Source organism: Arthrobacter sp. DMZ02-1R (assembly GCF_057747935.1).
Genome location: NZ_CM173230.1, coordinates 4,871,212 through 4,894,827 on the forward strand (window position 1 = coordinate 4,871,212; position 23,616 = coordinate 4,894,827).

22 protein-coding genes and 1 tRNA gene are annotated in these 23,616 nt (G+C 63.7%); 16 read left to right on the plus strand and 7 right to left on the minus strand.

The genetic code is table 11. The features are described from left to right. Nucleotides 1-63 precede the first annotated feature (63 nt). The 4 genes from AC3ANQ_RS23145 to AC3ANQ_RS23160 form a co-directional block, all read right to left on the minus strand. Nucleotides 64-1,797 (minus strand): acetyl/propionyl/methylcrotonyl-CoA carboxylase subunit alpha, encoded by a 1,734-nt coding sequence (locus AC3ANQ_RS23145; RefSeq protein WP_488303197.1) that lies wholly within the window; start codon nucleotides 1,795-1,797, stop codon nucleotides 64-66. Then, nucleotides 1,794-3,446: a 5-oxoprolinase subunit B/C family protein gene (locus AC3ANQ_RS23150; RefSeq protein WP_488303198.1), complete on the minus strand. Its 1,653-nt coding sequence runs from the start codon at nucleotides 3,444-3,446 to the stop codon at nucleotides 1,794-1,796. The genes AC3ANQ_RS23145 and AC3ANQ_RS23150 overlap by 4 nt, the downstream gene beginning before the upstream one ends. Beyond that, the gene (locus AC3ANQ_RS23155) at nucleotides 3,443-4,201 is read right to left on the minus strand and encodes a LamB/YcsF family protein (RefSeq protein WP_488303199.1); all 759 of its coding nucleotides are present in this window, start codon (nucleotides 4,199-4,201) and stop codon (nucleotides 3,443-3,445) included. Before AC3ANQ_RS23155 ends, AC3ANQ_RS23150 begins: the two co-directional genes overlap by 4 nt. 154 nt (nucleotides 4,202-4,355) lie before the next feature. After that, entirely contained in the window at nucleotides 4,356-5,747 is a 1,392-nt protein-coding gene (locus tag AC3ANQ_RS23160) for a flavin monoamine oxidase family protein (RefSeq protein ID WP_488303200.1), read from the minus strand. A gap of 139 nt (nucleotides 5,748-5,886) precedes the next feature. Between AC3ANQ_RS23160 and AC3ANQ_RS23165 the strand changes: the two genes are divergently transcribed. Beyond that, on the plus strand, nucleotides 5,887-6,561 hold the full coding sequence (locus AC3ANQ_RS23165) for a TetR/AcrR family transcriptional regulator (protein ID WP_488303201.1): 675 nt from the start codon (nucleotides 5,887-5,889) through the stop codon (nucleotides 6,559-6,561). 60 nt (nucleotides 6,562-6,621) lie between these two features. Here the strand turns inward: AC3ANQ_RS23165 and AC3ANQ_RS23170 are convergent. Then, nucleotides 6,622-6,704, minus strand: a tRNA-Leu gene (locus tag AC3ANQ_RS23170). Nucleotides 6,705-7,066: 362 nt separating this feature from the next. Between AC3ANQ_RS23170 and AC3ANQ_RS23175 the strand changes: the two genes are divergently transcribed. From AC3ANQ_RS23175 to pknB, 7 genes are read left to right on the plus strand one after another with little or no spacing between them, the layout of a single operon-like run. Further along, nucleotides 7,067-7,810: an FHA domain-containing protein gene (locus tag AC3ANQ_RS23175; protein ID WP_488303202.1), complete on the plus strand. Its 744-nt coding sequence runs from the start codon at nucleotides 7,067-7,069 to the stop codon at nucleotides 7,808-7,810. A 5-nt stretch (nucleotides 7,811-7,815) separates the two neighbouring features. Then, nucleotides 7,816-8,298, plus strand: coding sequence for an FHA domain-containing protein FhaB/FipA (locus AC3ANQ_RS23180; RefSeq protein ID WP_488305397.1), 483 nt, complete (start codon nucleotides 7,816-7,818; stop codon nucleotides 8,296-8,298). 3 nt (nucleotides 8,299-8,301) lie between these two features. Then, nucleotides 8,302-10,083, plus strand: a complete 1,782-nt coding sequence (locus AC3ANQ_RS23185; protein ID WP_488303203.1) for a PP2C family protein-serine/threonine phosphatase — start codon at nucleotides 8,302-8,304, stop codon at nucleotides 10,081-10,083. After that, nucleotides 10,080-11,447 (plus strand): FtsW/RodA/SpoVE family cell cycle protein, encoded by a 1,368-nt coding sequence (locus tag AC3ANQ_RS23190; RefSeq protein ID WP_488303204.1) that lies wholly within the window; start codon nucleotides 10,080-10,082, stop codon nucleotides 11,445-11,447. The genes AC3ANQ_RS23185 and AC3ANQ_RS23190 overlap by 4 nt, the downstream gene beginning before the upstream one ends. Continuing rightward, nucleotides 11,444-12,901 carry a penicillin-binding transpeptidase domain-containing protein gene (locus AC3ANQ_RS23195; protein ID WP_488303205.1) on the plus strand — a complete coding sequence of 486 codons (1,458 nt, stop codon included), beginning with the start codon at nucleotides 11,444-11,446 and terminating at the stop codon, nucleotides 12,899-12,901. Before AC3ANQ_RS23190 ends, AC3ANQ_RS23195 begins: the two co-directional genes overlap by 4 nt. Further along, on the plus strand, nucleotides 12,898-14,703 hold the full coding sequence (locus AC3ANQ_RS23200) for a protein kinase domain-containing protein (protein ID WP_488303206.1): 1,806 nt from the start codon (nucleotides 12,898-12,900) through the stop codon (nucleotides 14,701-14,703). Before AC3ANQ_RS23195 ends, AC3ANQ_RS23200 begins: the two co-directional genes overlap by 4 nt. A gap of 6 nt (nucleotides 14,704-14,709) precedes the next feature. Then, complete coding sequence (pknB, locus tag AC3ANQ_RS23205; protein ID WP_488303207.1) at nucleotides 14,710-16,695, plus strand: Stk1 family PASTA domain-containing Ser/Thr kinase; 1,986 nt, start codon at nucleotides 14,710-14,712, stop codon at nucleotides 16,693-16,695. Here pknB and AC3ANQ_RS23210 read toward each other — a convergent pair. Then, complete coding sequence (locus tag AC3ANQ_RS23210; RefSeq protein ID WP_488303208.1) at nucleotides 16,692-17,333, minus strand: aminodeoxychorismate/anthranilate synthase component II; 642 nt, start codon at nucleotides 17,331-17,333, stop codon at nucleotides 16,692-16,694. The two genes, pknB and AC3ANQ_RS23210, sit on opposite strands and share 4 nt — an antisense overlap. Before the next feature lie 170 nt (nucleotides 17,334-17,503). Beyond that, nucleotides 17,504-18,352, minus strand: coding sequence for a class E sortase (locus AC3ANQ_RS23215; RefSeq protein ID WP_488303209.1), 849 nt, complete (start codon nucleotides 18,350-18,352; stop codon nucleotides 17,504-17,506). 177 nt (nucleotides 18,353-18,529) lie between these two features. Here AC3ANQ_RS23215 and AC3ANQ_RS23220 point away from each other — a divergent pair, with 177 nt between their 5' ends. From AC3ANQ_RS23220 to AC3ANQ_RS23255, 8 genes are all read left to right on the plus strand, one after another. Then, nucleotides 18,530-18,781, plus strand: a complete 252-nt coding sequence (locus AC3ANQ_RS23220) for a cell division protein CrgA (protein ID WP_488303210.1) — start codon at nucleotides 18,530-18,532, stop codon at nucleotides 18,779-18,781. A gap of 42 nt (nucleotides 18,782-18,823) precedes the next feature. Next, nucleotides 18,824-19,333 carry a methylated-DNA--[protein]-cysteine S-methyltransferase gene (locus AC3ANQ_RS23225; RefSeq protein ID WP_488303211.1) on the plus strand — a complete coding sequence of 170 codons (510 nt, stop codon included), beginning with the start codon at nucleotides 18,824-18,826 and terminating at the stop codon, nucleotides 19,331-19,333. Further along, nucleotides 19,333-19,839, plus strand: a complete 507-nt coding sequence (locus AC3ANQ_RS23230) for an RNA polymerase sigma factor (protein ID WP_488303212.1) — start codon at nucleotides 19,333-19,335, stop codon at nucleotides 19,837-19,839. The genes AC3ANQ_RS23225 and AC3ANQ_RS23230 overlap by 1 nt, the downstream gene beginning before the upstream one ends. Beyond that, on the plus strand, nucleotides 19,836-20,456 hold the full coding sequence (locus AC3ANQ_RS23235; protein WP_488303213.1) for a methylated-DNA--[protein]-cysteine S-methyltransferase: 621 nt from the start codon (nucleotides 19,836-19,838) through the stop codon (nucleotides 20,454-20,456). The genes AC3ANQ_RS23230 and AC3ANQ_RS23235 overlap by 4 nt, the downstream gene beginning before the upstream one ends. Then, nucleotides 20,453-21,148, plus strand: a complete 696-nt coding sequence (locus tag AC3ANQ_RS23240) for an alpha-ketoglutarate-dependent dioxygenase AlkB family protein (RefSeq protein WP_488303214.1) — start codon at nucleotides 20,453-20,455, stop codon at nucleotides 21,146-21,148. Before AC3ANQ_RS23235 ends, AC3ANQ_RS23240 begins: the two co-directional genes overlap by 4 nt. A gap of 56 nt (nucleotides 21,149-21,204) precedes the next feature. Next, nucleotides 21,205-21,807: a DNA-3-methyladenine glycosylase I gene (locus AC3ANQ_RS23245; protein ID WP_488303215.1), complete on the plus strand. Its 603-nt coding sequence runs from the start codon at nucleotides 21,205-21,207 to the stop codon at nucleotides 21,805-21,807. 309 nt (nucleotides 21,808-22,116) lie between these two features. Next, the gene (locus AC3ANQ_RS23250) at nucleotides 22,117-22,479 is read left to right on the plus strand and encodes an ArsR/SmtB family transcription factor (RefSeq protein WP_268024258.1); all 363 of its coding nucleotides are present in this window, start codon (nucleotides 22,117-22,119) and stop codon (nucleotides 22,477-22,479) included. Beyond that, the gene (locus AC3ANQ_RS23255) at nucleotides 22,476-23,528 is read left to right on the plus strand and encodes a cation diffusion facilitator family transporter (protein WP_488303216.1); all 1,053 of its coding nucleotides are present in this window, start codon (nucleotides 22,476-22,478) and stop codon (nucleotides 23,526-23,528) included. Before AC3ANQ_RS23250 ends, AC3ANQ_RS23255 begins: the two co-directional genes overlap by 4 nt. Nucleotides 23,529-23,616: the final 88 nt, after the last annotated feature.

Below are 23,616 nucleotides of genomic sequence, written 5' to 3' on the forward strand. Positions count from 1 at the left end.
TGGAATCCGCGGCAAAAAGCGGTGCCCCCTCGAGTGATCCAGCAGAATGTGCCGCCGCACTCCTCAGCCGATGCTCGCGAGCACCTCTCCGCGCCCGACGGCGGCGCCCGGCTCTTGCGGACCCCGCGCCACAGTGCCGGAACGGTGGGCTGGGACGGTGGTTTCCATCTTCATGGCCTCCAACACGGCCACGGGTTGACCAGCTTCCACGGCCGCACCGTCCTCAACCAGCCACTTCACCAGCGAGCCGGACATCGGCGAGGCCAGTCCGGCGTCGTCGGCCACATCCCTAGCCGTAGCCGTAGCCGCTGAACCGCCGCCGCCGTCCATGAGCGCTTCAAATAGGCGGGCGGGGAGGCCGAGCTGGACCGCCTTGCCGTCCAGTTCCACTGTGAACGTGCTGCGTTCGGAGCCCGGAACCACGCGTGCGATCTCCGGAGACGCAGCCAGCTCTTCGGCGAACTCCGTCTCGATCCACGTGGTGTGGACGCCGAGCTTGTCTTCCGAGGTGAAGGCCTCATGGCGGACCACTGCCCGGTGGAAGGGCAGCACGGTGGGCAAGCCCTTGATCTGCATCTCGTCCAGGGCAGCCCGGGCGCGGCGCAGGGCCTGCTGCCGATCTTCGCCGCGGACAATCAGCTTGGCCAGGAGGGAGTCGTATTCCCCAGGAACTGCCGAGCCGGATCGAACGCCCGAGTCCACGCGGATGCCTGGTCCCGTGGGCGCTTCGAACACGTCCACGGTGCCGGGGCTAGGCAGGAAGCCTCGCGCAGGATCCTCGGCGTTGAGGCGGAATTCGAAGGCGTGGCCTGTCGGCTCGGGGTCCTCGGTCAGGGAGAGCACCCCGCCTGCGGCGATCCGGAACTGCTCGCGGACCAGGTCCACGCCGGACGTTTCCTCGGTGACAGGATGTTCAACCTGAAGGCGAGTATTAACTTCCAAGAAGGAGATGGTGCCGTCCACAGCCACGAGGTATTCGACGGTTCCGGCGCCGTAGTATCCAGCCTCGCGGCAAATGGCCTTCGCCGATTCGTGGATGAGGGCGCGCTGTTCCGGGCTCAGGAAAGGCGCGGGGGCCTCTTCTACAAGCTTCTGGTTGCGGCGCTGCAGGGAACAGTCGCGGGTTCCGAGCACCACAACGTTGCCGTGCATGTCGGCCAGGACTTGGGCTTCGACGTGCCTTGGCTGGTCCAGGAAGCGCTCTACGAAGCATTCGTCGCGACCGAAGGCCACCTTGGATTCGCGGACGGCCGATTCAAAAGCGTCCTCGATGTCTTCCAAGCGTCGCGCAATCTTGAGCCCGCGTCCGCCGCCGCCGAAAGCCGCCTTGATGGCCACGGGCATGCCGTATTCCAGGGCAAAAGCAAGGACCTCAGAGGCGTTGGCCACTGGCCCGTCGCTGCCCGGGACAAGCGGAGCTCCGGCGCGGACGGCGATCTCGCGGGCCGTCACCTTATTGCCCAGCTCTCTGATCGACTGCGGCGCGGGGCCGATCCATGTGAGCCCGGCGTCGATCACGGCCTGTGCAAAATCGGCGTTCTCGGACAGGAAACCATATCCGGGATGGACCGCGTCCGCACCGGCGCGGCGGGCGACGTCGATCAGCTTGGCGATGTCCAAGTAGGTCTCGGCGCCGGTGGAGCCTCCCAGCGCGTAGGCCTCGTCAGCAAACCGCACGTGGAGGGCATCGGCGTCGGGGTCGGAATATACGGCAACGGATTGCAGGCCCTCGTCAGAGCAGGCGCGGGCAATCCTTACGGCGATCTCGCCGCGGTTGGCGATCAGGACCTTTTTCATGGCTGGGTTCCTTCGGGGACAGCGCCGGTAGCGGCAAGTTCAAGGGGTTCAAGGGTTGCGGGGTCCACGATCGTGAACCGCACGCTATGACCGGGCGGCAATTGCGCCGCCGTCGGAATGTCTTCGGGTACGACGACGGCAATCACCGGATAGCCGCCCGTCACCGGGTGGTCGGCCAGGAAGAGGACGGGATATCCGCTGGGCGGGACCTGGAGGGAACCGGCGACGGCGCCCTCGCTGGGGAGTTCGCCGGCGCCGCGTTCAGGGACACCGCCGCGTTCAGGGACACAGTTGCGTTCGAGGGCACGGCTGTTGCCGGGCGCGAGCCGCACACCGATCCTGTTGGACTGCTCGGTGGTGATCCAGTTCTGCTGCGTGAGCGCTTTGAGCGAGTCGGTGTCGAACCAGTCGTCCCGCGGGCCCAGGATAATGCGCAGTTCGGTAAAGACCGTTCCCAGCCGCAGCGTCGATCCCTCAGAAGCGCCAACCACTTGGAACAGTGGCGCTTTCCCCACAGGCAGCCGCATTCCGGCAGACAGCGGTGCGGGTCCGATTCCTGACATCGAGTCGCTCGAGCGGCTGCCAAGAACCGGCTGCACATCGAGCCCGCCACGGACAGCAAGATAGCTGCGGGCCCCGAGCGTCGTCGCGCCCAGACTGAGGGTTTCGCCGTCCAACAGAGCGAACGGAGCGCACATGGCGGCCCTGCGTACCCGAGCCCCCGATGCGTCCCGGATTTCCAAGGGCGCAACGGCTCCGGCGATGGCGAGCACTTGGTCGCCGTCGGCTTGGACAGAAAGTCCGCCCAGCACGTTTTCGATCACTGCAGCCCCGGGTTCGTTGCCCGCCAAACGGTTGGCCTGGCGGGCCGATTGCTGGTCCACGGCACCCGCGGCTGACACTCCCAGGTCCCCCAGTCCGGGGCGGCCGAGGTCCTGGATCAGGGATTGCAGACCAGGTGATCCAACCAAAAGGGCGGGGCCGGTGACTTCCTCGGCAACGGGGCGCGGCGCCGGCGTCAGCTCAACCGCCTCGCGGACCGCCACATACCGGACCCTATCTCCCGGGCGGACAAGCGCCGGCGACTCCCGCTCAAGGTCCCAAAGGACCGCCGTCGTACGTCCAATCAGCTGCCACCCGCCCGGGGACTGCCGGGGGTAGACGGCGGAGAACGTCCCGCCGAGCGCTACTGAACCGGTTGGAACAGCGGTGCGGGGCGAGCTGCGGCGGGGAACGTCGAGGCTGTGGTTCTCGCCGAGCAGATACGCGAATCCCGGGGCGAATCCGCCGAACGCGGCTGTCCAGAGTTGCCCCGTGTGGGCGGCCACGACGCCGTCCGCCCCCAGGCCGGTGAGCATGCCCACCTCGACGAGGTCCTCGCCGTCGTACATCACCTCAATGGTGACTTGGCGGGAACCGTCTTGCGGCACCTCGTGCAGGTCAACATGCCCGACGGCGGTGCGCGCCGCGAGTGCCTCGGCGTGCGTGCCGAACTTGAGCAGCACGGTCGCTGCCGCGGCGATCGCGTCAAGCTGGCCGGGCAGCGGCTCGGCAAGCAGCCGGGAATGAAACGCCAGCACGGAGGCGAGGTCGGAGAGTTCCACCAGCAGGGCGCGCGGACCTGCCCAGCGTATTCCTGTGATGCTCAAGCGAAGCTCCGAACGGTGACGCCGGCGGTTTCGAGCCCGCTGCGGACGGCGGCTGCCATGGCTACGGCGCCGGGACTGTCTCCGTGGACGCAGATGCTTTCGGCGTGGACGTTCAGCACGGAACCATCGCTGGCCACGATTTTGCCCTCCGTTGCAAGGCGGACCATGTTCTTGGTGATTGCAGCGTGGTCGTGCAGCACAGCACCCTGTTCGCGGCGGGATACGAGGGTGCCGTCAGGGTTGTAGGCGCGGTCAGCGAAGGCTTCGGCTACTGCACGGAGGCCCTTGGCTTCGGCTTTGGCGAGGGCTACCGAGCCCGGCAGAAGAAGGAGTGGGAGTCCGGGGCTGAAGGCATGGACGGCGTCGGCCACTGCCTGTGCGTGGACCTCGTGGTGGACGATCGCGTTGTAGAGGGCGCCGTGCGGCTTGACGTATTTGATCTCGGAACCGGCCGCGCGGGCCAGGGCCTGGAGCGCGCCGAGTTGGTAGAGAACGTCGTCGGCCAGTTCCGTGGCGGAGCAGTCCAGGAAGCGTCGGCCGAAGCCTGCGAGGTCCCGGTAGCCTACGTGCGCGCCGATGGTTACTCCGGCGGCAACGGCCTCGCGGCAGGTACTGGCGATGGTGCTGGGATCTCCGGCGTGGAATCCGCAGGCCACATTGGCGCTCGACACGTAACGGAAGACGGCTGCGTCGTCGCCCATGGTCCAGTTGCCGAAGGATTCTCCGACGTCGCTGTTGAGGTCGATGTAAGGCATTGTGATCCCCGTCTCAGGTTGAATACATCACCATCATGCCTGAAACGTCAAGATTGTTCAACAATCTTGACGTTGGGGATCGGGACGGAATTTCAGACGCGAGGTCTCGACCCTTTCAGCGAGCGAAAGAGTCGAGACCTCACGGGTGAATTACCTAGGCGACCGGTACCGCGGCGACGCGGTTGTTAGCGGTGACAATCCTGGCGGCCGTTGCCTGCCCCATCCGGACTGCGCCGTCCACGTGCTGGTAGCCCTCCGCAGCCAAATCGGAGGAGGACCAGTAGATAGGTCCAACGTTGGCGTGCTGGTCTTTGCCGTAGCGGTGCAGGCCACCCAGGTCGTAACTGGCCGCGTAGGCTCCGCGGGTCCATTCCTCGGAACCCCAATCGGATTCGTAGTAGACCTCGGCGGCCAGGGCCTTCTCGCCCAGGAAGCCGGCGATGGACTCAAGGACGGCCTTCTTGCGGTCCTCGGCGCTGAGTTCGAAGACGGCATCTGCCTTTTCGTCCGAGATGAAGCCAACCAGGGTGCCGCGGGCGTCTCCGTGGTTGGTGTTGTCGTAGACCTCCTGGACCAGGGCGTCAGCGCCGAAGCCCGTTCCGGACAGGCCGTCTTCGCGCCAGAACGGCGTGCTGTAGACGGCGTGGACCTTGATGACCAAGCCGAGGGACTGGTGCTGGTGCATCTGGTGCTGGCGGCGCGGCAGCGGCGGGTTGAAGGACACGCGCGAATAGAGATTCGGCGGGACCGCCATGATCACGAATCGCGCGTTGACGGTTGCGCGCTCGGACTCAACAGTGACACGGTGGCCTTCGCCAGCCGGCTCCCAATTGATGGTGCGGACCGGGCTGTTAAGCACGACGTCGTCACCCAGTTCCCCGGAAATCAGCAGGGAGACCTGTTGCATGCCGCCAATAACGCGCTTGTCCAGGATGAAGTCTTCGTCGGTGAGGTTGGAGAAGGAACCTGCCGAAGCTGCCATCAACACAGCCTGCAGCGCCGAGAAAGCGTGGGCCGGCTTGGTGAGCATTCCGCCGGCGATGAAGAGGCCGATGTTATTGCAGGCTTCCTCGTCCGCCGAGTTCTGGCGCAGCCAGTGGTGGAAGGAGATGGTGTCCAGTTCGCGGGCCTTGGGGTGCGCCCAGGGCTCCTCGGCGCCAATCTCTGCGGCGAGGCCGTCCAGGATGGCGGTGAGCCTGTCCATTTCGGCCGCAGTGGTCTCCCTGACCGGGAAGGACGCCCCGGTGTAGCGGGTGCGGCTGCCATCCGGTGCCAAGTACACGGATTCGCCGTCACGGTAGCGGGAGTACGTCCTCAGGCCGAGCTCGTCCAGGAGACCCATGAGGGCGGTCTGGTCCGGGGACACCCATTGTCCACCGATTTCCAGCATCGCCCCGTCAATGGTGTCGGTCCACGTGCGGCCGCCGACCCGGTCACGGGCTTCAAGCACCGCAACGCTGAGTCCGGCCTTCTTCAATTCGCGTGCGGCCGTCAACCCCGACGGACCGGCGCCGACAATTACGACGTCGCGATCAAGATTCAACATGATGTCCTTTCTGTGGCCGTCCCCGTTGGCTGACCAATAAATGAATGGCGTTCATTTATCTCAACTGTAGCTGGATTGCCCACGGCTGTGAAGACCCCAGTGGAATAATGCTGGTGACAAGCCTTCAGAAAGGTCAGCGATGCCCGCACCCACCCCCGCTCCCGGCGAGACCAAAGCGCGCCGCAGGGCGGGCCGGCCGATGGCGTCGGTCCTGAACCAGGACGGAATTACCGCTGCGGCACTTGAACTGGTCAGCAAGAAGGGCTACGACGGCCTCACCATGGCCGCACTCGCCCGCTCCCTCGGCGTGGCGCCGTCGGCCCTCTACAACCACGTGTCCTCCAAAGACGAGGTCCTCAAGCTGGTGGAAGAGGATCTGATGTCCAAGGTGGACTTCGGCGGTTTCAGCACGCTGCCCTGGGAAGATGCCGTACGGCAATGGGCGTATTCCTACCGCGGTATTTTCGCAAGGCACACCCCGCTTATCTCGGTGATCGCGGTTCTTCCGGTGACAGACGCCCCACAGACCCTCGCTATGTACGAAGCCGTGACCGAGGGATTCCTGCAGGCGGGCTTCCCGGAAAAGCAGATCATCCCGTGCATCGTGGCACTTGAGGCCTACATTTTTGGAGCTGCTTTCGACGCAAACGCTCCGGCGGACATTTTCGATTCCGGCCGGCTGGCGGACTCTACTCCGCACTTCACGTCGGCGGTCCGCAGCTTGGGCCCCGAGCGGAACAACTACCCTTCGGACCTCGCCTTCAGCATGGGCTTGGATGCCCTGATCGCCGGGCTCGGGGCGCTGCGGGGCTAGCCGTCCGTCAGGTTAAACAAAGGAACCCCGGTCCAAAGACCGGGGTTCCTTAAAATTGCGTGCGCGAGGGGGGATTTGAACCCCCACACCCTTTCGGATACTGGCACCTGAAGCCAGCGCGTCTGCCGTTCCGCCACTCGCGCGCAACTTCTTCCGCCCGGGCCATACCAGGTTTCCCCGGCCTCACCCCTGCGAAAGCAGCGAGATCAAGCATAACGGACAATCGCTTGAAAACACCAATCGACCAACGATGGGGCCGTAAAAGCCCCGCGAATCCGCCGATTGTCAGGTCCTCACACGATGCGGAAATCACGCGGAAATCGAACCGGGACAGTCAGCGCAAGCGAACTTTTCCGGCCTTCCGGGCGTTGTGGAATAAGGCCATTCACAGTCTTGCCCAGTAGTATCGGGATTGAGGACAGGGTCTTTGCGTGCGCTCCGGCAACTGCAGCGATTCGTCCTGACTACTTATACTGCAGGGCAACGAAACGGAAGGAGAAGGACCATGGGTTTGCTTGACAGGGTTGAACGCGGCATCGAAAAGGCCGTCCGCGGCGTCTTCTCCACCGGATCGCGTGCGCATGTGGAGCCGGTGGAGATCGCCAGCAAGCTGCGCCGTGAATTGGACAACAAGTCCATCACCATTGCCGCTGGCCGTACGTTGGCACCCAACGTCTTCGAGGTCCTCTTGAGCAATGAAGACTTCGGTCGCGCCCAAGAGTGGGGAACTCCCCTGGCCGAAGAATTGTGCGACGTCGTGATACAGCACGTGCGCAGCCAGGGTTACATCCTCCAGGGGCCGGTACGGATTTCCTTCGTTCACGACGAAGCCCAGCGCCAAGGCCACCTCGAAATCACCTCCAGGACTGAGAAATCCAATGGGTCCGCCGCGCCCGCTGCTCCGCGGCCCAATGTCCCCGCAGCGCCGAGCCGCCAACCCACAAGGCCCCAGCCCGTCCTGGACATTGGCGGACAACGCTATTCCCTCAACGCACCGTCCGTCGTGCTCGGCAGGTCCTCCGAGGCCGACATCCTGGTCGACGATACCGGTGTCTCCCGCAGGCACTTGGAAATCCAGACGGCCGCCGGAGTCATACGCGCTGTCGACCTAGGCTCCACCAACGGAAGCTATGTCAACGGCCACAAGGTGGACGGCAGCGTAGAACTTACTGACGGATCCACCATCACCATGGGACGGACCAAGATCATCTTCAGACTTCTTTCCCTGCCCGCTGGTGGGCGCCCGTGAGCGACATCAGCGAACTGACCATCACCGCACTCCGTTTCGGCTTCCTGCTGCTGCTGTGGGTGCTCATCTTCAGCATCGTCTCGACCATGCGTCGAGATCTCGTGATCGGCCGTAAAGCAGTCATGGGAACGCCGACGGCGCGCGAGGTGCGAAAGCATCCCGAACTCGCCCCTGCGCCGCCCCAGCCCGTGAAGCAGCATGCGCGTCAGCTCGTCGTGGTCGAGGGTCCGCTTAAAGGAACCACCGTTCCTTTGGCCGCGAGCCCCATCCTGCTGGGCCGGGCACAAGAGGCCACACTGGTCCTTGAGGATGACTACGCCTCGGGTCGGCATGCGCGCCTTTTCCCCCAAGGCAGCCGATGGTTCATCGAAGATCTCGGCTCCACCAACGGCACCTACCTCGCCGACCAACAATTGACCCGCGCCCTGCCGGTGGAGCTTGGCGTCCCCGTGAGGATCGGCAAGACGGTCATCGAATTGAGGGCGTAGCCCATGGCTTCCCCCCAGACTTCCGAGGGCAAGGCCCTGCCTCCGGAACGCTCCCTGATCATGCGCTACGCGGCGCGGTCCGACGTCGGGCGTGTCCGCTCGAAGAACGACGACTCCGCGTATGTCGGCCGCCATCTTGCCGTCGTTGCGGACGGCATGGGCGGGCATGCGGGCGGCGACGTCGCCTCGGCATCCACGGTGCTGGACATGATTCACCTCGATCACGATTCCTATCCGGACGGCGCCGACACGGTGTTGGCGGACGAAATCCAGACCGCCAATTCGCTACTCTCCGAGCTTGTCCATGTAGACCCGAAGCTCGCAGGCATGGGCACCACTGTCACGGCCCTTCTCCTCGAAGGCAGGCGGCTGCACTTCGCGCACATCGGCGATTCCCGCGCCTATCGCTTGCGCAATGGCAAATTCGAGCAAATCAGCGTGGACCACACTTTCGTCCAAAGACTGATCGATGAAGGCCGGCTGCGCCCGGAGGAAGCTGAAACCCACCCGCACAAGAACGTCCTCATGCGCGTTCTGGGCGACGTGGACGCGAGCCCCGAACTGGACCTGGACGTGCTCGACGCCGAACCCGGCGAACGCTGGCTCCTCTGCTCCGACGGCCTGAACTATGTCCAAGGGGCAGTGGTGGAGCAGGTGGTTCGGGAAACCAAGGACCTCGCCGATTGCGCCGATCTCCTCATTGAGCTCACACTGGCGAATGGGGCTCCGGACAACGTCACCGTGGTGCTCCTGGAAATCGTGGAAGGGGCGGGCGACGGTCTCAGCACGGCCGCCGTCGAGGTCGTAACCCCCGGAACAGCCACCCCGGGAGCAGTCGCCGCACCCAACACGGCCGAGCCAATCGCAGACGCGCCGAAAGCTGCCGATACGGGCAAAACTGCCGGAATGACCGGTCCGAGCAAGGAAACCACGCGCGATGGCGACGCGAAAGCGCCTGCCAAAGGCCCCTCAGCCACTAAACCTGCTTCCAGCCCGGCCCCGCCGACGGTCGTGCCGGCGGCCAAGCCGAGGGAAGCAACCCTCGACGCCGGAGCTTCCGCCGCCGCGGGTCCCGTCAAACCCGCCGGGGCAATTGAACCTCCGACGGCGACGGACCCCCACTTGGGCGAACACCTGTCGGCGGAGATCCTCCGCGAAGAACTCTCAAGCCGGCCGCACGAGTTGGTGGGCGCCGCCGCTACGGCCGCCGAAACCGGTTCGATCCCTACTGTGGCTGGACGCAGCGTTGCGCGCCGCGCCGCCACGGTACTGACGCACAAGGCCGAACAGGACCGCTCGGAGGTACAACCAATTGTCGCCCGGAGGCGGCGCTGGTTGACGCCTGCTATCGCAGCTCTCTTGGCGATTTTTGTGGTCGCGGGGCTGTGGCTCGGATATGCGTGGACCCAGACGCGGTATTACGTCGGTGAATTCGACCACCGCGTGGCGATCTTCAATGGCATTTCGCAAAGCCTTGGCCCGTTCCAGCTCTCGAAAGTGGAGGCTGTCACGGAGATCCACGTGGACTCATTGCCGGAGTACTCGCGACAGAGCATCCGCCAGACCGTTCCGGCACGCGATCTCGCCGATGCCCAGCAGATTGTGAAAAACCTGCAAGATACTGGCACTACCGGCCTGCCGGCCAATTGCCCCACAAGCACGCCCAGGCCGACGGCGAGCCCCACCGCCACAGCAAGCCCCGCGCCGGCGAGCCCAAGCCCTTCGAACGCGCCGACGTCGTCACCCACGTCCACGCCAGTCCCTTCTTGCGCGGTTTCGCCATGATTCAGGCACTAACCACGCCCAGGCCGCGCCGCAATGTGGAGCTCGTCCTCCTGATCGTTTCCCTAGCTGTGGGAATCGGTGCAAGCGCCATGGTCGGACTCAACAGCGCGGCCGCTTTCGACAGGGATTTCTGGTTCCAGACGAGTCTTCTGGTGGTGGGCGCCTTCGCTTTCCACATGGTCCTGAGGTTCCGCGCAAAATATGCCGATCCGATCATGCTTCCGATCGTAGTTGCGCTCAACGGCTTGGGGCTGGCCCTCATCCATCGTATGGACCAGCCCGGAGAAGACACAGGCAACAACCAGCTTCGCTGGACACTCCTGGCCATGGCCGTGTCAATCGCTGTGATCTGGCTCCTCAAGGACCACCGGCTCCTTCGTCGTTTCACCTTCATCGCGCTGGCGGCCAGTGCGATTCTCCTGGTGTTGCCCCTCGTTCCCGGCATCTCCGCCGGCGAAGTGCTAGGCGCCAGCGTCTGGATCCGGCTGGGTCCCATGACTTTCCAGCCGGGCGAGATCGCCAAGATCACCCTGGCCATATTCTTCGCGGGCTATCTTTCCTCCAATCGGGATCTCATCCTGCTGGCCGGCCGCAAGATCGGCCCCATGCAATTGCCCCGTTTCAAGGACCTTGGCCCGATGATCACGGCGTGGCTCGTGAGCATCGGCATCCTGGTCTTCCAGCGGGACCTCGGCACCTCGGTCCTCTTCTTCGGCTTGTTCATCGTCATGATCTACGTGGCAACAAGCCGTATCAGCTGGGTGGTCATCGGCCTCGTACTGATCCTGGGTGGCGGATTCCTGGCATCGAAGTTCTTCGCACACGTCGCATTCCGCTTGGACAGCTGGTGGAACGCGTTCACTCCGGAAGTCTTTGACCGGTCCCCCGGCGGTAGCGGACAGATCGTCCAGGGCCTCTTCGGCATGGCCGACGGCGGCCTTGTAGGCACAGGGCTCGGACAAGGCCGGCCGGATCTGGTGCCCTTCGCCAACAGCGACATGATCATAGCGCTCATCGGTGAGGAACTGGGACTGATCGGTCTCTTCGCCGTGGTGATGCTCTACATGCTCCTCTTCACCCGTGGTTTCCGCGCAGCCCTCGGCGCGCGGGACGCGTTCGGCAAGCTCCTCGCTTGCGGCCTGTCCTTTGCCATCGCGACTCAATGCTTCGTGGTGATCGGCGGCGTCACACGGCTGATCCCGCTGACGGGGCTCACCACTCCCTTCCTTGCGGCAGGCGGTTCCTCCTTGCTTGCCAACTGGATCATCGTGGCTTTGCTGCTCATGATTTCCCACACCGCGCGCGGCCCGGTGGACACAACGCCCATTACCCATGCCCCAACAGAGGCGGTGAAGACCCCGTGAATCATTCCATACGCAACTCGTGGATGGCAGCCGTTGCCATGTTCGCCCTCCTGTTCGGCGCCATCAGCTATGTCCAGGTCATCGGCGCCGGCGACCTCAATGACAATCCGTGGAACCAACGCGCCGTCTTGGCGAACTACTGCAATGACCGCGGTGCCATCATCGTGGGCGGCAAGCCCATCGCCGAATCCGTTGCCGGGGACGAAACCTGCAAGTTCCAGCGCAGTTACGCGCAGCCGGAGCTTTACGCTGGCATCACGGGATACTTCTCCAGGACCTATGGATCCACCGGACTTGAGCAGCAGCTCCGCGATGAGCTGGCCGGCAGCTCCGACCAACTTTTCCTCGACCGCGTCAGCCAGATTTTCCTCGGCAGCCAGCCGAAGGGTGCCTCGGTGGAATTGACCATCGATCCCGCGATCCAGAAGCTCGCCTACGACCTCATTCCTGACGGCCAGCGTGGCTCGATCGTGGTCACCAATCCGAAGACGGGCGCCATCATTGCCATGGTCTCCAAGCCGTCCTACGATCCCAACCTGATCGCCACCCATGATTCTGCGAAGGAAAAGGCAAGTTACGAGCAACTCAACCAAGTTCCCGGGATCAACCTGAACCAATCCGTGAGTGGACCCACGGGTGCGCTGCTGGCCCCCGGTTCGGTCTTCAAGCTCGTCGATACCGCGGCTGCTTTGAACTCCGGAAAGTACAACAAGGACAGCGTGCTGCCGAACCCTGACAGCTTGCCCTTGCCGGGCTCCAATGCATCGCTGCCCAACTATGCCGGCGGCAACTGCTCAACCCGCAACACGGCTGACTTCGCCTTCGCCTTGGAGCAGTCCTGCAACACTCCGTTCGCCAGCATCGCCCTTGACTTGGGGCAGAAGGCCATCGCTGACCAGGCCGGCAAGTTCGGCTTTGGGCAGGATTTCGGGGACCTCCTCAAGCTCCAGTCCGCGGTCAGCGTCTTCCCCAAGGACCTGGACCAGGCGCAGCTCGCCCAGTCCGCCGTCGGGCAGCGTGACGTCAGGGCCACACCGCTGCAGATCGCGCTCATGACCGCCGCAATTGCCAACCATGGAGTCCAGATGAAGCCGAGCCTCATTAAGACGGTGCGCGCCCCCGACCTCCGCGTCATCAGTGAACCCAAAGCCGAGACCTTGCGCACCTCCACCACGCCCGAGATCGCCAGCCAGATCACATCGTGGATGACCGACGTCGTATCCAAGGGCATCGCAAGTGGCGCTGCGGTTCCCGGAGTCCAGGTGGCCGGCAAGACCGGCACCGCGCAGTTGGGCGACACTGGCTTGAACAACTCATGGTTTACCGGGTTCGCCCCGGCCAATGACCCGCAAGTGGCCGTCACCATTGTCATGCAAGGTGTTGACGTGTCTACCGGCGCAAAGCTAACCAGTCCGAACGCGAAGAAGATTTTTGAGGCGGTGTTGAATAAGTGAGACCTACGTCAGGAATCACCCTCGGCGGCAGGTTCCAGCTGACCAGTCGCATTGCGATTGGCGGCATGGGAGAGGTCTGGAGGGCCAAGGACCAGATCCTTGGCCGGATCGTCGCGATCAAGGTACTCAAAGAGGAATATACGGGTGACCCCGGGTTCCTCCAGCGTTTCCGCGCCGAGGCCCGCCACACCGCATTGCTCAACCACGTGGGGATCGCAAACGTCTTCGACTATGGCGAAGAAGATGGGTCCGCCTATCTGGTGATGGAGCTCGTACCTGGACAGCCGTTGAGCAGCATCCTGGAACGCGAGCAGGTCCTCTCGCCGGACCGCACGCTGTCCATCATTTCCCAGACCGCCCGTGCGCTGGCCCCTGCGCACGCACAAGGCCTGGTACACCGGGATATCAAGCCGGGCAACCTTCTGATCACGCCGGACTTCCGCGTCAAGGTCACCGACTTCGGCATTGCGCGCCTCGCCGACCAAGTCCCCCTCACGCAGACCGGCCAAGTCATGGGAACTGCCCAGTACCTGGCCCCGGAGCAAGCTACGGGACAGACGGCAACGGGGTCCTCGGACATATATTCCCTCGGGGTTATCGGCTACGAAGCCCTCACTGGGCATCGTCCGTTCTCCGGTGAATCCCAGATCGCCATTGCGCTGGCCCAGGTCAACGACGCCCCGCCGCCCCTGCCTGAGAGCCTCCCTACTCCGGTGCGCGCCTTGCTGATGTCGATGCTCGCCAAGGATCCGAAGAACCGTCCCGCAGATGCGATCAAGCTGGCCGAGGCCGCAGAGGCTATCCGTGCAGGCGACATTTCCGCTGCGCACGCCGCAGTGCCGGGAATGTTGCTGTTCGAATCCGCCACTGGCCCCATCACCGCGCCAACTAACCTCGCCACCGCCCCCACGGGCATTGTCGCCTCGCCGTACGGCAAGGAAACGCGTTCGACGTCGACGTCGGCCCTTCCGGTTATAGGCGGCGCAGCAGCGGGTGCCGCCGCCGCAGGGGCCGCAGCCGAGGGGGGAAATGCACTCTCCCGCGCCAATGCCCTGGCCGCCGAACGCAGCTTGGAGCAAGCTGACGAGCACGACCACTACCTCACGGAAGGAGAAACGTACGAGGAGGGGCCCCAGCGCAAGAAGCGCAGCCCGTGGACCTGGCCCCTCGTCGCGCTGATTGTGCTCCTGCTCTTCGCCTTGGTTGGTGTGATCCTGTCCCAGTCGGGGCTGTTCTCGCCAAGGAATCCGGCCCCGGCCACCTCAAACTCTCCGGTCCAAATCTCAAGCGCGCCGCCAAGCTCGGCGAGTCCGAGCGCCACGGAGACGTCGGCCACCCCGACGCCCACCACACCCACTGCGGAGACTGTCAACCTGATCCCGGAAGCATACAAGGGCCAACCGTATGACAAGGTCCGTGCAGACCTGAGCGCGCTCGGCATGGGCGTCAACGGAGTCCAGGTCTTCGATCCCTCGACGCCGGGCACGGTTATCGACATCAATCCATCCGGCCCCCAGCCCAAGGGGACCACCATCACCGTCAATTACTCCAAGGGTCCGCAGATGGTTTCGGTTCCGACCATTGGCAAGGGCGCCTCCGAGTCGGTCGTACAGGCTGCCATCGAAGGTGCCGGCCTGCGCTGGGTCGCGGGTACTCCTGTTGATGGAGCAACCGGCCAGGCGCCTGGAACGTTTGTCAGCTCCGATCCCGCCGGCGGACAGAAAGTGGCTTCCGGATCCATAGTTACCTACCACCTGTCCAAGTCGACCGCCACTTCGTCTCCTTCTCCTAAGACCCCGTAGGACACCATGACGACCGGACGCTCCACCCCTGCCCACAGAGAGGACAGCACTCCATTGACAAACCAGCGCGTCCTCAACGGGCGGTACGAACTCGGTGAATTGCTCGGCCGTGGCGGTATGGCGGATGTCTACAAGGGCACCGACACCCTGCTCGGCCGAACCGTGGCGGTGAAGCTGCTCCGCGCCGATCTTGCCCGCGATCCGCAGTTCCATGCTCGCTTCAAACGCGAGGCCCAGGCAGTGGCGGCCCTGAACCACTCCTCAATCGTGGCCATCTTTGACACCGGCGAGTACACGGTGTCCGGTGGTCCGGGCGAGGACGTCCGGGTCCCCTACATCGTCATGGAATACGTGTCCGGCCGGACTATCCGCGACCTGATCCGTGCCAAGGAATTGGACATCGATCAAGCCATCGAGTTCATCCTTGGCGTCCTGTCCGCCCTGGAATACAGCCACAAAGCCGGAATCGTCCACCGCGACATCAAGCCGGCCAACGTCATGGTGTCCGGGGATTCCAACGACGTCAAGGTCATGGACTTCGGCATCGCCCGGGCCATGGCTGACTCCGCGGCTACCATGACCCAGACCCAGGCCGTGGTTGGAACAGCCCAGTACCTCTCGCCCGAGCAAGCCCGCGGCGAGACCGTGGATGCCCGTAGTGATCTGTACTCTGCGGCGTGCCTGCTATTTGAGATGCTCACGTCCCGGCCGCCGTTCACCGGCGACAGTCCCGTCTCGGTGGCCTACCAGCACGTCCGAGAAATCCCCGAGCCCGCCAGCAGGTTCAATCCGGCAGTGTCGGAGGCATTGGACAGCGTCCTGGCCAAGGGCTTGCAGAAGGACCGCGCCGACCGTTTCCAGGATGCGGCTGCCTTCCGGCGTGCCTTGCGTGCCGCCAAAAACGGCGTGGCAGTCCCTGCGTTTTCCCCCGGGCCCACGGACTCCCAGGAAGTAGTACCGTCGACGCAGCACCTTACCGAAGGTGGCTTGGCTCGCGGCCTGACGGGTGCCGAATTCCTGGACACCACCCTGAACGGGAGGCTGGGCAATGCCCAGGACGCCGGTGACCAGGACACCATGTTGGCCCGGCATGCCGGCGAACCGGGATCGGAGCCAGATCACGACGGCGCCATGCCGCTTGGTTTCACCCCCGAACGCGAGCGTTCCCCCCGGCAGAAGTCCCGCCGTCGTGCGTGGGCCGCAGTTGTGGTCATCTTTACGCTGCTTGTCCTGGCTGGCGGTGGATTCTGGTTGTACAGCACCGTGAACCAGAAGCCGGCGCCGCCGGCGCTGGTCGCGGTACCTCAGGTGGCCGGCATGAGCGAGGCCATGGCATTGCAAGCGCTCTATGGCGCCAATCTCAGCCCGGAGCCGCGCAAGGTCCCGCACGACACCATCGCCAAGGGCACGGTGATCAACACGGACCCGAGCGTGGGGTCTCAAGTGGCGCCGAACTCACACGTCATACTGAACGTTTCAGACGGTCCGGTCTCCGTAACCGTGCCGGCGGGCCTGAGCGGCCTGACCGAAGCCGCCGCGCGTGACCTCCTGCGCCAAGCCGGCCTCGTGGGCGGGTCCAGCACCTTGTCCAATAGTCCCACGGTTCCCGCAGGCTCCATTATCAGCACTAAACCCGCTCCAGGGGCGGTTGTGGGCGCGGGAAGCACCGTTGATTTGGTGGTGTCCACCGGTAAGGTGTCCGTGCCCCAACTCGTTGGTTTGAATGTGGCGGACGCCGAGGCCTTGCTCAAGGAGAACGGCCTGACGATGGCCGTCACCGAGCAGGAGAACTCTCAAGTAACGCCTGGAAAGGTCACGAGCCAGGGGGATGCCTTCAAGTCCCTTGTGGACCAAGGCAAAACCATCAGTGTGGTCGTTGCGAAGGCTCCCGCTCCGTCCCCTAGCCCAAGCCCGACGCCCTCCCCCAGTGATACCCGGAGCCGCGGAACCGGGTTGGGCGGCTTGGGCGACGTGGGCGGCTTGAGCGGTTAGCGCTGGATCAGGGGACTAAGGGTGGCCGCACGAGCGGCCGCACCGGACATCCCGAGCGATTCGAGCCAGTTGCCGAGCATGAGGTAGCCACCTTCGGTGAGCACCGATTCCGGGTGGAACTGCACACCACACAGCGGTGCCGTGCGGTGCTGCAGACCCATGACCACCCCGCTGGCGGTTTCAGCGGTGATTTCCAGAACGTCCGGGATGCTCTCCCGCACAGCTGCCAGGGAGTGGTAGCGCGTGGCCGTCACCGGCGATGGCAGCCCGGCGAAAACGCTCTTGCCTCCGTGATGCACCGGTGAGGTCTTGCCGTGCATTAGCTCCGGTGCATGTGTGACGATTCCGCCGTACGCCTCCGCCAGCGCTTGGTGGCCAAGGCAGACGCCGAACATCGGCTTGTTGTTGTCGCCGCACCACTTGATCAACTCGATGCAGACCCCGGCCTCGGCAGGGGTGCCGGGACCGGGGGAGATCAGCACGCCGTCCCGAGCGTCGGCAAGCTCGATCGCCTCGGCGAGGGTGACGTCATCATTGCGGACCACTGTGGTTTCCGCACCGAGTTCCTGCAAGTAGCCGACGAGGGTGTAGACGAAGCTGTCGTAGTTATCCACGACGAGGATTTTTGTTGTGCTCATGGCTGCTGTGCTGAACCAATCGTTGAGTCGGTGAAGGTAGTGAACTGCGACATCCAAGGGAAGAGGAACTGGACCATCAGGACAAGCGCGCATGCCACGAGGGCCGCTGATGTCAGGATACGCACCCAAAGGGGTCCCGGAAGGTGGCGGAAGATCCATCCGTACATGGCTTAGCCCTCTCCGCGCGTCTGCGCGACTTGCTTGGCAATGTCTTGAGGCGGGCCGGCGGATGCGGGTTGCCAACTTTCCAGAACGGAGTACGCGATGATGCGTTCTTCCGAACCGAAGCGCGGATTGCAGCTGGTCATGGTCAAGTAGCTGTCGGTAGGCGTCGCGCCAGGCTGTGTGGGGACCGGGAGAAGGACGTCCGTCCGCGAGGGCAGCACGATCTGGTTGTTGCGGAAAACGTATGTGTAGTAGCCATCTTTGGTTTGCACATAGATTTTGTCGCCTGGTGCCAGGAGATGGATGTTGTCCAGCACAGCGCCGTGGGTCTGGCGGTGACCGGCGACGGCGAAGTTGCCGGTTGCCCCAGGCATGCTGGTGGTCCCGTAGTGGCCCAGGCCAAGGGTGTCCAGGATGTCGGAGCCGGTTCCCTCGATGATGGGGCGCGAATAATCAGGGCCGAATCGGGGAATGTACATGATGCCGATCATTCCGCCGTGCTCGGGTTCCTGCGCAACGACGGGTTTCCCGTAGTTCGGCGCTTTGGCAGGGTCAGCGGGGGCAACCGGTTCCACCGGTCCGGCAAAGTCCTTGGCGAATCCCTGGATGGCCTGGCTTTGCTTCGCGTCGGCTTCGACGTTGGTCCACCACAGCTCCCACGCCACGAAGAGCAACAGGATGACTCCTGCCGTGAGGAGGAGTTCGCCGATGATCTGGACCACCTTGCGCACAACGTCACCGGTGCTCGGCCGTGCCTTGCGTTTCCCCGAGCGGGGCCGCCGGGAACCTTCGAGGCCGCTCCCTGTGCCGTCGTCGGCCACGGCAGCGGCCTGCTGCGTCTGCTGCTGCGCCACTGGATCTCCTCTTCACAGGCACGGACGCCCGACGACGAGCGGCCTCCGAAATCCGGCTAGACTTGACTGCTAGTACGAACCCGGAATTGCCGCGTGCACGTTGACCGCTGGAATTTTCCTTCCTGCAGGATATCAAGCTGACGCGTGGCCATTCATTCACCCGGCCCAGGAGGATCCGTGCCCGAGTCCAAGCCCCGCAAGAGGGCCGCCCGCCCCGCCGAGACGGCTACTACACATCGGTACAAGCCGAACCCCGTCTGGTACAAGCCAGTCATGTTCGGCCTCATGATCATTGGCTTGCTGTGGATCATCACTTTCTACATCACCAGTGGCCAACTTCCCGTGCCGGCGTGGGAGTCCTGGAACATCGTGGCAGGCTTCGGCATCGCGATTGTCGGCTTCCTCATGACCACGCGCTGGCGCTCTTAAGCGGCGACCTCACATTTCAGCCGCCTGCACCGTCTACTAGACATGACCACCAGGCACACCACCATAGATTCCGCACTGGGCCAGCTCACGCTGACTGCCCGTGGCAGGCTGTTGACGGGCATCTTCTTCGAGGGTCACTGGCATATGCCGCCTCCAGAATTCTTCGGCCAAGCCGTCCCTGCCGATGACCCCCTGTTCCAGCAAACCGCCGCTGAGCTCGGCGAATACCTGGCCGGCGAACGGACGGTGTTCGGCGTCCCTTTCATGGCTTCCGGGAATCCCTTCCAGGAGCAGGTCTGGGCCAGGCTCGAACAAATTCCGTATGGGGAAACCGTTAGCTACGGGGAACTGGCCACCGAACTTGGTGATCGCAACCTTTCCCAGGCCGTCGGTTCGGCGGTTGGCCGCAATCCGCTCAGTATCGTCATTCCGTGCCATCGGGTTGTGGGGCGCGATGGAAGGCTCACCGGATACGCGGGCGGACTCGACAACAAGCGGTTCCTCCTGGAACTCGAGGAACCAGCGGCGGCGAAGGAAAGCAAGCTCTTCTGATGGAGCCCAAGAAGCCGTTCGAGCTGATCGTCCGGGAGCACGGACCCACGGTGCTCCGTGTATGCCGTGCGGTTCTTGGCCCCCGGGACGCGGAAGACGGCTGGTCCGAGACGTTCCTATCCGCCTTAAGGGCCTATCCTGAGCTTCCTGCAGGCGCCAACGTCCAGGCCTGGCTCGTCACTATCGCGCACCGCAAGTCCATCGACATCGTCCGTGCGCGGAATCGCCAGCCAGTTCCCGTAGATGTGCTGCCTGTGAGCCATTCCGGGCTCGGCATCCCCGGCGACGGCCATGCGGAAGTGCTCGACGCCGTCGGGCAGCTTCCGCCGAAACAGCGCCAGGCGGTGGCTTACCACTACCTCGCCGGGCTTCCGTACAAGGACGTCGCCGAGCTCCTCGGCGGGACCCCCGATGCCGCGCGTCGAGCAGGTGCCGACGGCGTCAAGGCGCTTCGCACCATTCTCGTCGATAGCTACGTGAGCTACGTGAAAGAAGAGACCCCATGACCATCGACCACAACGAACCGGACGTCTCCGAGCTCCTCGCACCCTTCGAATCCGTGGAACCAGACGTCCTGAAGCGGCTCCACGACCGTCTCGCGGCGGCGGCCGCGGAACGGCACACCCTCGATATCGCCTACCGCACCGTGGATTCCCCGATCGGCAAACTGCTGCTGGCGGCAACGGAGCGTGGCATGGTGCGCGTTGCCTTTGAAGTGGAAGACCACGACGCCGTGTTGCAACTACTCGCTGAAAAACTCAGTCCGCGGATCCTCTTCTCAGCTGGCCGCCTGGATCCCGCTGCCCGCGAACTGGATGAATACTTCGCCGGGACGCGCCACAATTTTGACCTCCCCTTGGATTTCAGCCTTTCGCGTGGATTCCGGCTCAGCGTCCTGGAGCATTTGCCGCACATCGCCTACGGGCACACGGAAAGCTACGCTCAAGTGGCCCTGGCGGCCGGAAACCCGCGAGCCGTGCGCGCCGTCGGTACTGCCTGCGCCACAAACCCGCTGCCGGTGATTGTTCCTTGCCATCGGGTGGTGAAATCCGATGGATCGTTTGGCAACTACCTCGGCGGCACGGAGGCCAAGCGCACCTTGTTGACCCTTGAGGCAGCATGAGCTCCGGGTGGACGGAACCGCTGTTTCCGCTTGAGTGGCCGGACGCGCCCGACGCCGGTCCGCGGGAGATCGCGCCCGGCGCCGTGCACGTTCCAGGCTGGTTGAGCCTGGAACAGCAGAGGTGGATCACGGCCCGTTTCGGTGAATGGACACGGGGTCCCGTCCCCTTGCGTGCCGCCGTTCTTCCCGGCGGGCACCCAATGTCTGTCCGAACGGTTTGCCTGGGCTGGCACTGGCAACCCTACAAATACACGCGGGAGGCCTTCGACGTCAACGGACAGCGGGTCCTGGACTTTCCTGACTGGATGGTGCAGCTTGGCCGCAAAGCACTATTCGAGGCATACGGTGATGCGGCCGAAGCCGCCAGCTATGCGCCGGACGCCGCGCTGGTAAATTTCTACGACGACGCCGCCAAGATGGGAATGCACCAGGACAAGGACGAGAAGTCCCGGGCCCCTGTGGTGTCACTCAGTATCGGTGACAGGTGCGTCTTCCGATTCGGAAACGCTGAGACCCGCACCAAGCCGTACAACGACGTCGAACTGTCCTCCGGCGATCTGTTCGTGTTTGGCGGCGGATCGCGTTTTGCGTACCACGGCATCACTAAGGTGCTCGCCGGAACGGCCCCCAAGGGCTGCGGACTGCCCAGCGGGCGGATCAATATCACCATGCGGGTCACTGGGATGTCGTAGGGCTGGGGCACAATGTCAACAACAACTTCTGCCCAGCTTCCTGTGGAGGAACACCCATGACCCCGCCCGAGAACGGCACCATCATTGGCGATGACGGCCTCGCCCGGCCGCCGTGGGCATCCGCTGACCCGCTCATGCGCGAGTACTACGACCACGAGTGGGGCATGCCCGTGCGGGACGAGCAGGGCCTGTACGAGCGCATCAGCCTTGAGGGTTTCCAAGCGGGTCTCTCTTGGGCCACTATCTTGCGCAAGCGCGAAGCGTTCAGATCCGCTTTCTTGAATTTCCACCCGGAAAGCGTGGCGGCCTTCACCGAGGCGGATGTCGAACGGCTGATGCAGGATCCAGGGATCGTGCGAAACCGCCTCAAGATACGCGCGGCCATCACCAATGCCAAATCCACCATCGCCCTTCGGAGCGAAGGCGGACTGGTGGACTTCGTGTGGTCCTTCCAACCCGAGTCGACGCCCGAACCGCGCACCTTTGCCGATGTCGCCACCCTGTCGCCGGAATCGATCGCTTTGTCCAAAGCCCTGCGCAAGAAGGGCTTCGCGTTCGTCGGGCCCACCACCATGTACGCGTTGATGGAGGCGATCGGCATCATCGATACCCATCTCGTGGACAGCCATCGTCGTGGCAGCTCTGGAGTTTGGCTCTGACACCCCCATATTCTTTCCACAGAAGTGCGTAACTTTATCCACAGCTGTGGACAATTCATGTGGACATCCACGTACATTGCGCGAAAAACCGCGAGATACTGGTGAATCCCGGGCCTGCACGCTTTCCACAGAGGTTTTACCCAATGTGAACAACACTGTGGATAGTGTTCCGGGGTTCATCGAGAGTTCACCGTGGAAGCATTGAGAACTTCATTCAGCCCGCTGGGCCCTGACCATCTGATGGCCTTCCCAGGATCGCTCCCGGCTCTTCGATGTGGCTTTAGTCGCGATGTGTGAAAGAATCTGCGTATGAATGCAGATAAGAGTGCCTGCTCGCTGGGTGTCGATAGCCAGTACGTTGAGTTGGCCGTGGAAGTGTTCGCGATGCTAGCTGATGCCACGAGGGTACGGATCATCCTGGCGCTCCGCGACGGCGAAATGGCCGTCGGCGCGCTGGCGGACCTGGTGGGGAAGTCCCCGGCGGCGGTATCGCAGCACCTTGCCAAAATGCGCCTGGCGAGAATGGTTTCCACGCGGCAGGACGGAACCAGGGTCATGTACCGGCTGGAGAACGAGCACGCCAGACAACTCGTGGCAGATGCCATCTTCCAAGCAGAACACGCCCTCGGCGGCACCCCTGCACACCATCGCGCAGAACAGGCAACCGCATGAGCAGTCACCAGCAAGTTGATCATCACGACGACCACGTGCACGACCACGACCACGCCGGACACGACTACGGGCACGCCGGACACGACCACGGGCATGACCACGAACACCAGGGGGGTCTGAAGGGCTGGCTCCACGAGCTTTTTGTTCCACACACCCACGATGCCGCCGATTCCATCGACGATGCCCTTGAGTCCAGCACACAGGGTGTTCGGGCTCTTAAGATCAGCCTCTTCATACTCCTTGCCACCACCGTCCTGCAGTTTCTTGTGGTCCTTATCAGCGGCTCCGTCGCTTTGCTGGCTGACACCATCCACAACTTCTCGGATGCGCTCACCGCTGTGCCCCTGTGGATCGCGTTCATCCTGGGACGTCGGGCGGCAACTCGTCGCTACAACTATGGATATGGGCGGGCGGAGGATCTTGCGGGACTGTTCATCGTCGTCGTGGTTGCGCTTTCTGCGGTGGTCGCTGCCTGGCAGTCCATTGACCGCTTGTTCCACCCGCAACCCCTGCACAACCTGTGGTGGGTTCTCGCGGCCGGACTCATAGGCTTTGCAGGCAATGAAATTGTGGCTGTCTACCGCATCAGGGTCGGCCGGCAGATCGGGTCCGCTGCACTGGTCGCCGACGGCGTACACGCCCGCATCGACGGATTCACCTCCCTCGCCGTGGTACTTGGCGCCGGCGGCGTGCTGCTCGGATTCCCTTTGGCCGACCCCATCGTCGGCCTGCTGATTTCGGCGACCATCATCGTCCTGCTCTGGGGCACTGTACGCAGCGTCGGACGGCGCCTGATGGATGGAATAGAACCCGAACTCCTCGACAACGCCCAAGCGGCGTTGGAGAGGACCCCTGGTGTTCTTTCCGTGCCGAAGCTGCAGCTTCGCTGGGTTGGTCATCGCCTTCAGGGGGCGGCCACCATCGTCGTCGCCAACGCAGCCCTCTCAGCCGTGGAAGAAACAGTCAATGATGCCCGGCATCAGCTTGAGCGCGCACTCCCAAAGCTCGACGACGTGGTGATTCAGCCCGTGACAGGGCCTGCCAACTGACGGGCCGGGTTCCATTCCCAACAGATGCCTAGCTGATCGGGCTATGATGACGCACTGAACAATGACCCGCTGAGAGGGACCTGCCCGG

Bases quoted from the DNA above. Each gene is read 5' to 3' on its own strand.
- AC3ANQ_RS23145 (WP_488303197.1), bottom strand. From the start codon at position 1,797: ATGAAAAAGGTCCTGATCGCCAACCGCGGCGAGATCGCCGTAAGGATT.
- AC3ANQ_RS23155 (WP_488303199.1), bottom strand. From the start codon at position 4,201: ATGCCTTACATCGACCTCAACAGCGACGTCGGAGAATCCTTCGGCAAC.
- AC3ANQ_RS23160 (WP_488303200.1), bottom strand. From the start codon at position 5,747: ATGTTGAATCTTGATCGCGACGTCGTAATTGTCGGCGCCGGTCCGTCG.
- AC3ANQ_RS23165 (WP_488303201.1), top strand. From the start codon at position 5,887: ATGCCCGCACCCACCCCCGCTCCCGGCGAGACCAAAGCGCGCCGCAGG.
- AC3ANQ_RS23175 (WP_488303202.1), top strand. From the start codon at position 7,067: ATGGGTTTGCTTGACAGGGTTGAACGCGGCATCGAAAAGGCCGTCCGC.
- AC3ANQ_RS23185 (WP_488303203.1), top strand. From the start codon at position 8,302: ATGGCTTCCCCCCAGACTTCCGAGGGCAAGGCCCTGCCTCCGGAACGC.
- AC3ANQ_RS23190 (WP_488303204.1), top strand. From the start codon at position 10,080: ATGATTCAGGCACTAACCACGCCCAGGCCGCGCCGCAATGTGGAGCTC.
- pknB (WP_488303207.1), top strand. From the start codon at position 14,710: ATGACGACCGGACGCTCCACCCCTGCCCACAGAGAGGACAGCACTCCA.
- AC3ANQ_RS23210 (WP_488303208.1), bottom strand. From the start codon at position 17,333: ATGAGCACAACAAAAATCCTCGTCGTGGATAACTACGACAGCTTCGTC.
- AC3ANQ_RS23225 (WP_488303211.1), top strand. From the start codon at position 18,824: ATGACCACCAGGCACACCACCATAGATTCCGCACTGGGCCAGCTCACG.
- AC3ANQ_RS23230 (WP_488303212.1), top strand. From the start codon at position 19,333: ATGGAGCCCAAGAAGCCGTTCGAGCTGATCGTCCGGGAGCACGGACCC.
- AC3ANQ_RS23235 (WP_488303213.1), top strand. From the start codon at position 19,836: ATGACCATCGACCACAACGAACCGGACGTCTCCGAGCTCCTCGCACCC.
- AC3ANQ_RS23240 (WP_488303214.1), top strand. From the start codon at position 20,453: ATGAGCTCCGGGTGGACGGAACCGCTGTTTCCGCTTGAGTGGCCGGAC.
- AC3ANQ_RS23245 (WP_488303215.1), top strand. From the start codon at position 21,205: ATGACCCCGCCCGAGAACGGCACCATCATTGGCGATGACGGCCTCGCC.
- AC3ANQ_RS23250 (WP_268024258.1), top strand. From the start codon at position 22,117: ATGAATGCAGATAAGAGTGCCTGCTCGCTGGGTGTCGATAGCCAGTAC.
- AC3ANQ_RS23255 (WP_488303216.1), top strand. From the start codon at position 22,476: ATGAGCAGTCACCAGCAAGTTGATCATCACGACGACCACGTGCACGAC.